Source organism: Granulicoccus phenolivorans DSM 17626 = NBRC 107789 = JCM 15570, from assembly GCF_000423085.1.
In the GTDB taxonomy this organism is placed as follows: Bacteria; Actinomycetota; Actinomycetes; order Propionibacteriales; family Propionibacteriaceae; genus Granulicoccus; species Granulicoccus phenolivorans.
The window spans coordinates 21,104-34,021 of record NZ_AUHH01000011.1 but is presented as its reverse complement, the minus strand read 5'-3'; the positions used below and the strand labels follow the sequence as shown (position 1 = coordinate 34,021).

At 69.3% G+C, this 12,918-nt stretch carries 14 protein-coding genes; 10 read left to right on the top strand and 4 right to left on the bottom strand.

Annotation, left to right across the window (positions count from 1 at the left end; translation table 11 throughout):
- Positions 1-90: 90 nt before the first annotated feature.
- The 4 genes from G531_RS20785 to G531_RS0105900 are packed head-to-tail and all read left to right on the top strand — an operon-like array spanning position 91 to position 3,329.
- Entirely contained in the window at positions 91-651 is a 561-nt protein-coding gene (locus G531_RS20785; RefSeq protein ID WP_051215120.1) for a maleylpyruvate isomerase N-terminal domain-containing protein, read from the top strand.
- A 28-nt stretch (positions 652-679) separates the two neighbouring features.
- Positions 680-1,660, top strand: a complete 981-nt coding sequence (locus tag G531_RS20780) for a Ppx/GppA family phosphatase (RefSeq protein WP_081683870.1) — start codon at positions 680-682, stop codon at positions 1,658-1,660.
- Between the two features lie 9 nt (positions 1,661-1,669).
- On the top strand, positions 1,670-2,518 hold the full coding sequence (locus tag G531_RS0105905) for a sugar phosphate isomerase/epimerase family protein (protein WP_035757803.1): 849 nt from the start codon (positions 1,670-1,672) through the stop codon (positions 2,516-2,518).
- Positions 2,511-3,329: a CPBP family intramembrane glutamic endopeptidase gene (locus G531_RS0105900; RefSeq protein ID WP_245630427.1), complete on the top strand. Its 819-nt coding sequence runs from the start codon at positions 2,511-2,513 to the stop codon at positions 3,327-3,329. Before G531_RS0105905 ends, G531_RS0105900 begins: the two co-directional genes overlap by 8 nt.
- Positions 3,330-3,368: 39 nt before the next feature.
- Here the strand turns inward: G531_RS0105900 and G531_RS20775 are convergent, their stop codons facing one another.
- A complete protein-coding gene (locus tag G531_RS20775) occupies positions 3,369-4,370 on the bottom strand; it encodes a cation diffusion facilitator family transporter (RefSeq protein ID WP_245630428.1) in 1,002 nt (333 codons plus the stop codon).
- Between the two features lie 96 nt (positions 4,371-4,466).
- Between G531_RS20775 and G531_RS0105890 the strand changes: the two genes are divergently transcribed.
- The 5 genes from G531_RS0105890 (at position 4,467) to G531_RS0105870 (ending at position 8,576) form a co-directional block, all read left to right on the top strand.
- Positions 4,467-5,501, top strand: a complete 1,035-nt coding sequence (locus G531_RS0105890; protein ID WP_026926535.1) for an aspartate-semialdehyde dehydrogenase — start codon at positions 4,467-4,469, stop codon at positions 5,499-5,501.
- Between the two features lie 2 nt (positions 5,502-5,503).
- Positions 5,504-6,295: a pyrroline-5-carboxylate reductase gene (gene proC, locus G531_RS0105885; RefSeq protein ID WP_035757800.1), complete on the top strand. Its 792-nt coding sequence runs from the start codon at positions 5,504-5,506 to the stop codon at positions 6,293-6,295.
- Between the two features lie 42 nt (positions 6,296-6,337).
- On the top strand, positions 6,338-7,003 hold the full coding sequence (locus tag G531_RS0105880) for a sirohydrochlorin chelatase (protein WP_035757797.1): 666 nt from the start codon (positions 6,338-6,340) through the stop codon (positions 7,001-7,003).
- Positions 7,004-7,051: 48 nt separating this feature from the next.
- Entirely contained in the window at positions 7,052-8,203 is a 1,152-nt protein-coding gene (locus G531_RS0105875; RefSeq protein ID WP_026926532.1) for an acetoin utilization protein AcuC, read from the top strand.
- Positions 8,204-8,327: 124 nt separating this feature from the next.
- Entirely contained in the window at positions 8,328-8,576 is a 249-nt protein-coding gene (locus G531_RS0105870; RefSeq protein ID WP_051215119.1) for a helix-turn-helix domain-containing protein, read from the top strand.
- Positions 8,577-8,650: 74 nt separating this feature from the next.
- Here G531_RS0105870 and trhA read toward each other — a convergent pair whose 3' ends face one another.
- On the bottom strand, positions 8,651-9,265 hold the full coding sequence (gene trhA, locus G531_RS20770; protein ID WP_211221781.1) for a PAQR family membrane homeostasis protein TrhA: 615 nt from the start codon (positions 9,263-9,265) through the stop codon (positions 8,651-8,653).
- A 237-nt stretch (positions 9,266-9,502) separates the two neighbouring features.
- Here trhA and G531_RS0105860 point away from each other — a divergent pair, with 237 nt between their 5' ends.
- Positions 9,503-10,348 (top strand): isoprenyl transferase, encoded by an 846-nt coding sequence (locus G531_RS0105860; protein WP_051215118.1) that lies wholly within the window; start codon positions 9,503-9,505, stop codon positions 10,346-10,348.
- Between the two features lie 159 nt (positions 10,349-10,507).
- Here G531_RS0105860 and phoH2 read toward each other — a convergent pair whose 3' ends face one another.
- Both phoH2 and G531_RS0105850 read right to left on the bottom strand, forming a co-directional pair.
- Positions 10,508-11,821 (bottom strand): RNA 5'-3' helicase PhoH2, encoded by a 1,314-nt coding sequence (gene phoH2 / locus G531_RS0105855; RefSeq protein WP_245630429.1) that lies wholly within the window; start codon positions 11,819-11,821, stop codon positions 10,508-10,510.
- 379 nt (positions 11,822-12,200) lie between these two features.
- The gene (locus G531_RS0105850; protein ID WP_035757796.1) at positions 12,201-12,743 is read right to left on the bottom strand and encodes a gamma carbonic anhydrase family protein; all 543 of its coding nucleotides are present in this window, start codon (positions 12,741-12,743) and stop codon (positions 12,201-12,203) included.
- Positions 12,744-12,918: the final 175 nt, after the last annotated feature.

Genomic DNA, 12,918 nt, shown 5'->3' with positions numbered 1-12,918 from the left:
GATCGGCGGCCGGCAGGGGGCCTCCTGCCGGCCGCATCGCGGTCCGGGGTGATCAGTACGCTGGTCCCACCCTCGCTCGATCGGAGACCGATGAATCCCAAAGCAGCCTTCCTGTCCGCCGGCGGCACCTTCGTGGACCTGGTGCACCGTATCGACGGGAACTGGGACGGTCCGGGCCTGGACCGCTGGACCCTGCGCGAACTGGTCGGCCACACCAACCGGGCCCTGGTCACCGTGGTGGAGTACCTGGCCGAGTCCGGGAAGTCGGCCGGGCCGGCGGAGTTGACCAGCGCCGCCCGCTACTACCTGATCACCCGGAACCAGCCCGACAGTGACGAGTCGATCTATCAGCGCGGGGTCAGTGCCGGGGTGGAACTGGGACCCGATCCGTACGCCACCGTGCAGCACACCCAGGCCGCGGCCCGGGACGCCGTGCTGGCGGCCAAGGGCGATCCGGTGCTGCCGACCCGGTTCGGCGGCATCCCCCTGTCGGCGTACCTGCACACCCGAACCTTCGAGCTGGTCGCCCACTCCTATGACATCGCCCACGCCACCGGCCTCGAGGTGAGCTTCGTGCCGGCCGCCCGCCGTGATGCCGAGGACACCGCGATCGCGATCAATGAAATGACCGGCTGGACACGGGACTTCTGAGTGCGCCACCCGCGTTAGATTTCCGCTCATGCGTCTGGGTGTCCTCGATGTCGGTTCCAATACCGTCCATCTGCTCGTTGTCGATGCGCGGGTCGGTGGAGCGCCGATTCCTGCCGCCTCGCACAAAGCCGAACTGCGATTGGCCGAACACATCACCGACGACGGATCGATGAGTCGGGAGGGCGCCGACAGTCTGATCCGGATGATCGCCTCCTGCCGGCAGTTCGCCGAGGACACCGGCTGTTCCTCGGTGCTGCCCTTCGTCACCTCCGCGCTGCGGGAGGCGACCAATTGCGATGAGATCATCGCGCGCTGCAAGACCGAGACCGGGGTGGAACTGCGGGTGCTGTCGGGGACCGAGGAGGCCCGAGCGACCTTCCTGGCGGCCCGGCGCTGGTACGGCTGGTCGGCCGGCACCCTGGCCGTGTTCGACATCGGCGGCGGCTCCCTGGAGATCGCGGTCGGCCGGGACGAGGAACCCGAGATCGCCCTGTCGGTGCCGGTCGGGGCCGGCCGAATGACCCGCCGCTTCGGCTCCGACAACGTCAGCGAGATGCGTCGCTACGTGCGGGCCGAGATCGGGGCGGTGATCGGGGACGTGCTGCGGCGCGGCCCCTTCGACAAGGCGGTCGGTACCTCGAAGACCTTCCGGACCCTGGGCCGGATCACCGGAACCGCCCCCAATGCCGAAGGTCAGTTCGTCAACCGCGTGCTGAACAAGGACAAGCTCGGTGCCGCCGCGCTGCAGATGAAAGAGATGAAGGTCAGCGAGCGCTCGTCCCTGCCCGGGGTCTCCGAGGGCCGGGCGCCGCAGATCCTGGCCGGGGCCGTGGTGGCCAAGGCCGCGATGGACCTGGCCGGGATCGACAACCTGGAACTGTGTCCGTGGGCGTTGCGCGAGGGCATCATCGTGAACTACCTGGACCACCTGGACTACTTCCCCGACGGATCCCCCAAGGAACGCCGGATCGTCCCGCGGCATACTGCCAAGGGGCTGCCCGCCCGTTAGGCTGGAACGGTGAACAGCGAGCAGACCGTCCCGGACCCCCCTCTGCCCAAGATTGCGCTGAGCACCACCTCGGTGTTCCCCGAGCCGACCGCGGTCGGCTTCGAGGTGGCCGCAAAAGTGGGCTACGACGGGGTCGAACTGATGGTGGGGCTGGATTCCACCTCGGCCAAGATCGACGTGGTCAAGCAGTTGTCGGCCGATCACGGGATGCCGGTGCTCGCCGTGCATGCCCCGGTGCTGCTGGTGATGCAGCGGGTCTGGGGCTCCGACCCCTGGGACAAGCTGCGGCGTTCGGCCGAGGCCGCCCACGAGCTGGGGGCACGCACGGTCGTGGTGCATCCGCCGTTTCGCTGGCAGGGCACCTACGCCGGGGCGTTCGTCGACGGGATCCGGGAACTGAACGAGACCACCGGAATCACCTTCTGCGTGGAGAACATGTACCCGTGGCGGGTGCCGCGCCGCTCGAACGAGTTCAAGGCGTACTCCCCGGGCTGGGATCCCAGCGAACTCGACTACGACCACCTGTGCCTGGACCTGTCCCATGCCTCCACCGCCCAGCAGAGTTCGCTGGAACTGGCGCAGGCGTGGGGCTCGAAGCTGCAACACATCCACCTCACCGACGGCCGCGGCTCGTTCAAGGACGAGCATCTGCTGCCCGGTCACGGCGACCAGCAGGCCGATCAGCTCCTGCAGTACGCCGCCGCGAGCGGATTCGGCGGACATGTGGTGCTCGAGGTGAGCACCCGGGGCAACAGCCGCGCTGCCAAGGAACTGTTGCTGCGCGAGGCGCTGGAGTTCACCCGGGCCAATCTGGCCGCCGGGCTGCCCAGCGATCAGGTCGCCGCCGCAGGTGAATGAGACCGTCGATCAACTGAATGAGACCGTCGAGCAGCGGCCCCGGTGGCTGCTCGGCGTCGAGGTCGTCCTCGTCCTCGGGGTCTCGCTGGGCCGATCCGCGGTGTACGCGATCCTGTCGCTGATCGACAAAGCCACCCAGGGGACTCCGCTCAACGAGCAGACCACCACCCTCAACACCTCGCAGACCCCCGACCGGCCCTGGCTGGACCTGGCGTACCAACTGGCCGGGAACCTGCTCCCGCTGGTGCCGGTAGCCCTGGCGTTCTATCTGTTGGCGGTGTACGTCGGGCCGCGGGTGTGGGACCTGCGCCGGGGGCGGACCGGCGGCTGGGCGATGGGCTTCGACCTGACCCGGCGCCGTTTCGACCTCGGCTGGGGGTTCGTGATCGCCGCCGGGATCGGAGTCCCCGGCCTGCTGTTCTATCTCGCCGCCCGGGACCTCGGCTTCAACACCCAGGTGCAACCGGCCAACCTGGCCGAGAACTGGTGGACGATTCCGGTCTATGTGCTCAACGCAGCGATGAACGGGATCGTCGAAGAGGTGCTCGTGGTCGGCTACCTGTTCATCCGGCTGCGCCAACTGGGCTGGTCCACCGTGGCGGTCCTGTTCACCAGCGCCCTGGTGCGCGGCTCCTACCACCTCTATCAGGGCGTCGGGGCTTTCTTCGGCAACGTCGTGATGGGCCTGGCGTTCGGGCTGATCTGGTTGCGCTGGAAGCGGGTCGGCCCGCTGGTGGTGGCCCATACCCTGATCGACATCGTCGCGTTCGTCGGGTCCGCCCTGCTGGCCGGCTCGGTCTCCTGGCTGTGAGGGCGCCTGCGGTGCCCGCCGGGGTCGGGCGCGGTCGGGTCAGGCGTCGGCGGGACCCGGCGTACCGGGCGGGGTGGCGGGGCTGATCCCGTCGGCGCGCAACTCCATCAGGTCGGCGTCGTACTCCTCATAGGCGCTGGGGTCCTCGATCGGCTCCAGGTGGGTGACCACCTGCAGCCGGGGCAGCGCCGCGATGAGTTCGCGTTCCACCGATTCGACCAGGTCGTGGCCGCGCTGGACAGTCCAGTGGCCCGGGACCAGCACGTGCACGCTGGAGAACTGCAGGTGGCCCGATTCCCGGGTGCGCAGGCCGTGGAAGTTGACCTCCTCGGTGGTGTGGGCGTCGAGGATGTCCAGGATGGCTTTGTTGTCCGCGCGGCTCAGTGTCTTGTCCAGCAGGCCCTCGACCGATTCCCGGATCAGCTTGGTGCCGGTCCAGATGATGTTCAGCCCGGCCAGGAAGGCCACGATCGGGTCCAGCCGGTCCCAGCCGGTGAGCAGGACCAGGCCCACGCCCACAAGGACGGCGGCCGAGGTGACCACATCGGTCAGCAGGTGCTTGCCGTCGGCGCGCAGGGTGATCGAGTTGTGCTGCTTGCCGACCCGGATCAGCAGCAGGCCGGTGGCGCCGTTCAGGATCGAGGCGATCGTCGAGATCGCCAGGCCGAGCAGGCCGTTCTCCACCGGCTGCGGGTGCAGGAAGCGCTCCACCGAGGAGACCAGGATCACCGCGGCGGCGACGAAGATCATCATCCCCTCCACCAGGGCGGAGAAGTACTCCGCCTTGGTGCGGCCGAAGTGGTACTTCAGCGAGGCCGGCTTCGCGGCGGCCTGCAGGGCGACCAGGGCGACCACCGCCGCGACCAGGTTCACCACCGATTCGGCGGCGTCGGACAACAGACCGACCGAGCCGGTGATGCTCCAGGCGCCGGCCTTCAGGGTGATGGTGGCGATCGCCACGGCGATCGAGAGCCAGGCGTACTTGGTGAGATTGACAGGCTTGTCGACAGTGCCGGACGCGCCGGTCTTGGCTGGGGTCACACCGCCCATCGTAGGGAGCGCAGCTATTGACAAGAGAATTCCGGGCGCCAACGCGTAACCTTGAGCAGGCAACTCGTCAAGCAAGGAGCAAAGCAGATGCGTGTTGGAGTGTTCGGGGCTACCGGCCAGGTGGGAAATGTCATGCGTGACCTCCTGCTGGAGCGGAAGTTCCCGGTGGACGACATCCGGTTCTTCGCCTCGGCCCGGTCGGCCGGCAAGACCCTGGCGTTCGGCGACAAGCAGGTCGTGGTCGAGGACACCGCGACCGCCGACTTCTCCGGCATCGACATCGCGCTGTTCTCCGCCGGCAAGACCATGTCGAAGGAGTACGCCCCCAAGGTCGCGGCCGCGGGTGCGATCGTGATCGACAACTCCTCCGGTTGGCGGATGGATCCCGAGGTGCCGCTGGTGGTCTCCGAGGTCAACCCCGAGGACACCGTCAACCCGCCCAAGGGGATTATCGCCAACCCGAACTGCACCACGATGGCGATCATGCCGGTGCTCAAGCCGCTGGATCAGGCTGCGGGGCTGAGCCGACTGAAGGTCGCCACCTACCAGGCCGTCTCCGGCTCGGGCGCGGCAGCGGTGACCGCGTTCGCGAACATGGCCCGGGAAACCCCGGATCTGGAGGGCCTGGCCCGAGACGGTCGCATCGACGAGGTCGCCGATCCGGCCCCTTACGTGAAGCCGATCGCGTTCAACGTGCTGGCGCTGGCCGGCGCGCTGGTCGATGACGGCTCCGGGGAGACCGACGAGGAGCAGAAGCTGCGCAACGAGTCGCGCAAGATCCTGCACCTGCCGGACCTGCCGGTCGCCGGAACCTGCGTCCGGGTGCCGGTGTTCACCGGGCACTCGCTGGCCGTGCACGCCGAGTTCGATCGGGCGATCACTCCGGAGGAGGCCATCGAGGTGCTCAAGCAGGCGCCCGGGGTGGAACTGATGGATGTGCCGACCCCGCGGGATGCCGCCGGCGCCGACCCGTCCTACGTCGGCCGGATGCGGGTGGACCAGTCGGTGCCCGACGGCAAGGGGCTGATCTTCTTCGTCTCCAACGACAACCTGCGCAAGGGTGCCGCGCTGAACGCGGTCCAGCTCGCCGAGGTCGTCGCCCAGCAGCTCGCGAAGGCCTGAGCATGACCTTCGCGCTGATCGGGGCCGGGGCGATGGGCGAGGGCATCCTCGCCGGAGTGCTGCGCGGCGGTGTCGCCGGCGACTCCGTCCGAGTCGTCGAGCACCGGGCCGAGCGGGCCGCCGAACTCGCCGAGCGCTACGGCGTCCAGGTGGTCGACAGCGTCACCGCGGCCCAGGCCGCCGACGAGCTCGCGCTGGTGGTCAAGCCGAAGGACGCTGCCGGCGTCCTCGCCGAGATCGGGCCGCACCTGCGGCCGGGCACGCTGCTGATCAGCTTCGTCGCGGGGCTGACCACCGCCACGATCGAGGCGGCGCTGCCGGGGGACACCCCGGTGGTCCGGGTGATGCCGAACACCCCGGCGATGTACGGCCAGGGGATGGCGGCGGCGTCGGCGGGCAGTCACGCCCAGCCGGCGCACCTGGACCGGGTCCGGGAGCTGCTGGCCGGCACCGGCGCGGTCGTCGTGGTGCCCGAATCCCAGCAGGATGCCGTCACCGCGGTCTCCGGGTCGGGACCGGCGTACATCTTCCTGGTGGCCGAGGCGATGATCGAGGCCGGGGTGCAGCTGGGGCTGGCCCGGGACGTGGCGACCACGCTGACCAACCAGACCATCCTCGGCGCGGCCACCATGCTGACCGAGTCGGCCGATTCGGCGACCGTGCTGCGGGAGCGGGTCACCTCGCCCGGCGGCACCACCGCCGCAGCGCTGCGGATGCTGGAAGCGCACAGCCTGCGGGCCGCGTTCAGCGATGCGATCGAGGCTTCGTACGAGAAGTCCCGCGCGCTCGGCTGACCGGCCGGTTCCCACGGTGGCGATGCTGATCCGGCGGGGCCGATGCTGATCCACGCGGTCTCCCACGGCACCCGATCGGCGGCGGCCCGGACGGCGATCACCGGCCTGGTCGAGGCCGTTGCGGCCGCGCTGCCGGGCGACGAGCTCCGCGAGGCCTTCGTCGACGTGCAGCAGCCTGCGATCGGCGACGCCCTGCGGCAGGACGCGGGGGAGTGCGTCGTGGTGCCGCTGCTGCTGTCGGCCGGCTATCACCTCTACACCGACCTGGTGGCCGCGACCCGGAATCGTCCCGGGGCGCGGCTGGCCGCCGCGCTCGGCCCCGATGCCCGCATGGTGGAGGTGCTCGCCGCCCGGGTCACCGCCGCCGGGCCCGGACCGGTGGTACTGGCCTGTGCCGGATCCTCCGATCCCCGGGCGATCGCCGATTGCGACCAGACCGCCGTCGCCCTGGCCGAGCGGCTGGGTCGGCCGGTCCGCCCGGCGTACCTCTCCGCGGCGCAGCCGACCCCCGGGCAGGCCGTCGCCGAGGCGGGGGAGGGCGCGATCGTGCTGCCCTACCTGCTCGCCCCCGGCTATCTCCACTCCCGGTTGGACGCGGTTCCGGCCACCGTGCTGGACCCGCTGTGCCGGCCCGACCGGGCCCCCGATCCGCTGCTGGTGGAAGTGGTCATAAGCCGCATCCGGGCGGCATTGCAGCAGGTACCGTAGGGCCAACCGCCACCGACGGCGGGGAGCGTACCGGAGAGGGGCCCGGAGATGACCCAGGGGCGAGGACAGGTCATTCATGCCGATGAGCTGACCCACTACGACTTCGGGGCGGGGCACCCGATGGGGCCGAACCGGGTCAAATGGGCCATCGAGTTGGCCCGGGAACTCGGCGTGATGGACCAGCTCGACGTGATCCCGCCGCCGCCGGCCGACGACGACCTGGTCCGCCTGGTGCACACCGACGACTACATCGAAGCGGTGAAGGCCGAACTGCCCAATCCCCGCTACGGGCTGGGCACCGAGGACAACCCGATCTTCCACGGCATGCATCACGTCGCCTCCCAGGTGGTCACCGCCACCGTCGCGGCCGCGCGGCAGGTGTGGACCGGGCAGACCAAGCGCGTGGCGAACATCTCCGGCGGGCTGCACCATGCGATGCCCGCGGCCACCTCGGGGTTCTGTGTCTACAACGACATCGCGGTCGCGATCCGCTGGCTGCAGCGGGAGGGGGCCGGGCGCATCGTGTACCTCGACGTGGACGCCCACCATGGCGACGGCGTCCAGGAGATCTTCTACCACGACCCGAACGTGCTCACCATCAGCCTGCACGAGTCGCCGATCCACCTGTTCCCGGGCACCGGGTACGCCTCGGAGACCGGCGCCAAGGACGCGCGCGGCAGCGCGGTGAACGTGGCGCTGCCGCCGCACACCACCGACGCGGAATGGCTGCGCGCCTTCGACGCGATCGTGCCCGACGTGATCGCCGCGTTCGGTCCGGAGATCATCGTGTCCCAGCACGGGTGTGACTCCCACCGGTTGGACCCGCTGGCCGATCTGCAGCTCAGTGTGGACGGGCAGCGCGAGTCGTACCTGATGGTCGCCGACCTGGCCGACCGGTACGCCGGGGGGCGTTGGATCGCCACCGGAGGCGGCGGCTACAGCACCGACTCGGTGGTGCCGCGCGCGTGGGCCCATCTGCTGGCGATCGTGGCCGGACATCCGATTCCGGTGGATACCCCGACCCCGCAGGCCTGGCGGGATCAGCTGGGGCCGGAGGCGCCGCTGACCATGGGCGACGGCCGCGGTGTCGGCTTCGAATCGGTGGCCTGGGGATACAACCCCAGCAGCCGGTTGGACCAGGCGATCATCGCCACCCGCCGCGCCGTTTTCCCCGAGTTGGGCCTCGATCCGGACTTCTGATCCTGCCCCGGGATCGCCGCCGGCGGTTGCTCCGTACACCCTCGAGCCACTACTGTCACACTCGACACGCGCAACACATCGGAGGGGAAGCCGATGGTTTGGCGCGTGCAGAAATGAGTGTCTGATGAGCGCTTCCGAGGACAAGCCCGAGAACAAGGGCGCGGACAAGGTTGCCCACCTCGGGGACAACCTGGCCGGGGTGAAGTTCCTGACCGTCGCCGAGGTGGCGGCGATCATGCGGGTTTCGAAGATGTCGGTCTACCGGTTGATTCACGGTGGCGATCTGGAGGCCGTCCGGTTCGGGCGCAGTTTCCGGGTCCCCGAGACCGCCGTGAACGACTACCTGAAGGGTTCCTACTACGACGTCGGCTGAGCCGCCGACGACCGAACTGCCCGGTGACCCTCGACGAGGTCTGACCCGTGATAGGTCTGGCCGGGCGACCAGGGTCAGGCGAACGTGGCGATCGTGATCGCCGCGAAATGGCAGGCCGACGCCAGCACCGTGCAGGCGTGGAACACCTCGTGGAAGCCGAATACCGAGGGGATCGGGTTCGGCTTCTTCAGCGCGTACGCGATCGCCCCGGCGGAGTAGATCACGCCACCGGCGAGCACCAGACCCACCACCACCGGCCCGCCGTTGTGCCAGAATTCGCCGAGCCAGCCCAGCGCGGTCCAGCCCATCGCCAGGTACAGGATCGTGTACAACCAGCGGGGTGCGCCCAGCCACAGGATCCGGAACGCCAGCCCGAGCAGCGCGGTGACCCAGATCACCGTCAGCAGCAGCACCCGGGAGTTGCCCGTGGTGAGTTGCAGGGCCAGCGGCGTATACGTGGCCGCGATGAAGACGAAGATGTTGGAGTGGTCCCAGCGGCGCAGCAGGGCAGTGGCCCGCGGGCTCCAATTCCCGCGGTGGTAGACCGCGCTGGTCCCGAACAGCATCACCGAGCCCAGCAGCCAGACCGCGGCGCCGATCCGGCCGGTCAGGTCGGGCGCGGTGACGGTCAGCCACAGGCCGGCGATCAGGGTCACCGGGGCCCAGATCGCATGGAACCAGCCGCGCAGCAGTGGTTTGGGTTCGCGGGCGGGCGCCGGCGCGAGCGTCGCCGCGGCAGCGGAGCTGTCCGTGCCGGAGGCATCGAGGGTGCTGGAGGATTCGGTCACGACTGCTCCTACGAATTAGTAACCTACGGGCACGTAAGAACGGTACTCCCGGGAGGGCACCGACACCAACGCCGGCCCACACCGACCCGATCGACCGGCGCGACCCGCGCCGGGCACAGAATCAGTAGGCTGACGCCCATGGCGCGACAGGCTCGACTCACTCGGCTCAGGGCATGGCTGAAGAACCTCACCAAAGCCGAGGCCCTGGACCGGTTGCACCCCTCCGGGCTGCTGTACTCCACCTACGAGCAACGCCTGACCGCCGAACTGTCCGGGATGCAGCGCCCCGCCCACGTTGCGGTGATGGCCGACGGAAACCGGCGCTGGGCCCGGCAGAACGCGCCCGGCAAACCGCTGGTGGTGGGGTATCGGGCCGGGGCCCGCAAACTCGAGGACTTCGTCGGCTGGTGCGACGAACTCGGGATCAAGGTGGTCACGCTGTGGGTGCTGTCCACCGACAACTTCAAACGCGGCACCACCGAGGAACTGACCCCGCTGCTGGAGGTGATCGCGACCATGGTCAGCGACCTGGCCCGGACCCGGCGCTGGCGCGTGAAACTGGTCGGCGACCTCGACCTGCTGCCGGCAGACCTGGCCGCCCGGATGCGCGCGGCGGCCGACTCGACCGCGTCGGTGGACGGGATGCACGTCAACATCGCGGTGGCCTACGGCGGCCGGCACGAACTGCGTGATGCCGTACGCTCCCTGCTCGCGGCCGAGGCAGCGCGGGGGAACACGTTGGAACAATTGGCGCAGACCGTGGAGATGGAGGACATCGCCGCCCACCTCTACACCGCCGGGCAGCCGGATCCGGACCTGGTGATCCGGACCTCCGGGGAACAGCGGCTGTCGGGATTCCTGATCTGGCAGTCCGCGCACAGCGAGTTCTACTTCTGCGAGGCGCTGTGGCCGGATTTCCGGAAGGTCGATTTCCTGCGCGCGCTGCGTTCGTACGCCCAGCGGGAGCGCCGCTTCGGCAAGTGAGCACCGATCCGGGGCGGCCCGTAGCGGCGTCCACCGGTGACGTCCAGAAAATGCGCTGCCGGCCAGAAAGTTGATGTGGGCGAGGAAGAGGACCAGTCTGTCACCCCTCCCCGCCCACGCCTGTGGGCCCGCGTGCGCGGTAGCGCACGCTCGGGCGGGTCAGCCGACCTGGTCCTCGAGCAACTCGGTAACCAGCGCGGCGATCGGCGAGCGCTCGGACCGAGTCAGGGTCACGTGCGCGAACAGGGGATGCCCCTTGAGCTTCTCAACCACCGCGACCACGCCGTCGTGACGACCAACCCGCAGATTATCGCGCTGGGCAATGTCATGTGTCAACACCACCCGCGAGTTCTGCCCGATCCGGCTGAGCACGGTGAGCAGCACCCCGCGCTCCAGCGACTGCGCCTCATCGACGATGACGAAGGCATCGTGCAACGAGCGACCGCGAATATGCGTCAGCGGGAGGACCTCCAGCAGGCCCCGATCCATCACCTCGTCGATCACGTTCTTGTGGGTGACCGCCCCGAGGGTGTCGAAGACCGCCTGGGCCCAGGGCGCCATCTTCTCGCCCTCGCTGCCGGGCAGGTACCCGAGTTCCTGGCCACCGACGGCGTAGATCGGGCGGAAGACGACCACCTTGGAATGCTGCCGGCGCTCCAGCACCGACTCCAGGCCGGCGCACAGGGCCAGCGCGGACTTACCGGTCCCGGCCCGACCGCCCAACGACAGGATGCCCACCGCGGGATCCAGCAGCAGATCCAGCGCGATCCGCTGTTCGGCCGAGCGGCCGTGCAGCCCGAAGGCGTCCTGATCCTTCTTGACCAGGCGTACCTGCTTGTCGGCGGTGACCCGGCCGAGCGCGGAGGAACCGCCGCCCAGCAGCACCACCCCCTGGTTGCAGTGCAGGTTGCGGATCGCCTCGTTCTCCAGGAAGCCGGACTCGTAGAGCTGGTCGATCTCCTCGGCACCCACCTGGAGCTCGGTCATCCCCGTGTAGCCGGTCTCGATCACACCGTCGGCCCGGTACTCCTCGGCCGGCAGCGCCACCGAGGAGGCCTTCACCCGCATCGGCAGGTCCTTGGAGACCAGCACGACATCGGCGCCCTCGGCGCGGTAGTTCAGCGCGACCGCCAGGATCCGGGAGTCGTTGTCGCCCAGCCGGAAGCCCGGGGGCAATATCTCGGGATTGCTGTGATTGAGCTCGACGTGCAGGGTTCCGCCCTGGTCATTGACCGGGATCGGCTCGTTCAACCGGCCGTGCTCGACGCGCAGGTCGTCCAGGTGACGCAACGCGGTGCGGGCGAAGTAGCCGAGTTCGGGGTGATGCCGCTTGCCTTCGAGTTCGGTGATCACGACGATCGGCAGAACGACGTCGTGCTCGGCGAATCGGCGCAGCGCGTGAGGATCGCTGAGCAGGACCGAGGTATCGATCACGTAGGTGCGGCGACCCGAACGGGTGTCGGTGTTGGACACGAGCATTCCTTTTCGCGAGGCCGCACGCCGCCACGTCCGGCCCCACCTGGCTAGGTGTTAGGCCGGCGACCTCCCGGGCCCACTACGGGCCCTCGGGGACATGTCCCCGACGTTGGCGGTACGCATCGTTGTGCCTCCGGTCCCGGACGGCTTCCCCTCCGTCCGTTGGGACCGACGCTAGAACACCGGATGGCCCCCGACCATCTGTCCACGCCGATTTTGGACGGGAATCCGAGCCGGGTTCCGAGACTTTTCGGATCGTTCACCGAAGGTACGCCGACTCGCCGCTCGAGGGGTCTGGCGGGGCGGGGGAGGCCGGCGTACCATCAGCGCCCGGATATTCCGGCCGAAATCGGCCTCCCGATCAGGCGTTTCCGGGTCACGCCAGGGACTGCCGGTGCCGGTCGGCGAGCCCGACGTAGGTGTCGGCCGAGCGCAGCAGCCGGGCCTGCTCCTCGTCGGTCAGCGCGCGGCGTACCTTCGCCGGCATCCCGGCCACCAGGGAGCCGGGCGGCACCTCGGTGCCCTCCAGCACCACTGCGCCGGCGGCCACCAGTGACCCGGCACCGATCACGGCATGGTTCATCACCACCGAGCCCATCCCGATCAGGCAGCCGTCCTCGATCGTGCAGCCGTGGACCACCGCGCGGTGACCGATGGTGACATTCGCCCCGATCGTCAGCGGCGCCCCGGGATCGGCGTGCAGGGCGGAGTTGTCCTGGACATTGGAGCGCGCGCCCAGGGTGATGGTGGTCGTGTCACCACGAACCGAGGTGCCGTACCAGATCGAGGCCTCCGGGCCGACCCGGACGTCGCCGGTGACGAAGGTGCCGGGGGCCAGGAAGGCGGTGTCGTCGATCTGGGGCGTGTGCTCGCCGATCGGGTGGACGAAGGGTGCGGTGCCGGGCGCAGAAGTGCTCATTGGACCTTGCTACCACGAGGGTGGCGACGTTGTCAGGCACTCCGGTCGCGGCGCTGCCGACCGCCTCGGGTGGAGCCCGGACACCCTGCCGCCGATCCCGGAGGGGTGAACTCGGGGGTCGCTGGGGGAGTTCCCGATCCGGGCGCGGGCCCACCATTTATAGGGTCGAAATGAA

Coding starts and splice junctions, on each gene's coding strand:
- G531_RS0105875 (WP_026926532.1), top strand. CDS start 7,052: ATGACCCAGGGGCGAGGACAGGTCATTCATGCCGATGAGCTGACCCAC.
- G531_RS0105870 (WP_051215119.1), top strand. CDS start 8,328: ATGAGCGCTTCCGAGGACAAGCCCGAGAACAAGGGCGCGGACAAGGTT.
- G531_RS20780 (WP_081683870.1), top strand. CDS start 680: ATGCGTCTGGGTGTCCTCGATGTCGGTTCCAATACCGTCCATCTGCTC.
- G531_RS0105850 (WP_035757796.1), bottom strand. CDS start 12,743: ATGAGCACTTCTGCGCCCGGCACCGCACCCTTCGTCCACCCGATCGGC.
- G531_RS0105860 (WP_051215118.1), top strand. CDS start 9,503: ATGGCGCGACAGGCTCGACTCACTCGGCTCAGGGCATGGCTGAAGAAC.
- proC (WP_035757800.1), top strand. CDS start 5,504: ATGACCTTCGCGCTGATCGGGGCCGGGGCGATGGGCGAGGGCATCCTC.
- G531_RS20785 (WP_051215120.1), top strand. CDS start 91: ATGAATCCCAAAGCAGCCTTCCTGTCCGCCGGCGGCACCTTCGTGGAC.
- G531_RS0105890 (WP_026926535.1), top strand. CDS start 4,467: ATGCGTGTTGGAGTGTTCGGGGCTACCGGCCAGGTGGGAAATGTCATG.
- G531_RS0105880 (WP_035757797.1), top strand. CDS start 6,338: ATGCTGATCCACGCGGTCTCCCACGGCACCCGATCGGCGGCGGCCCGG.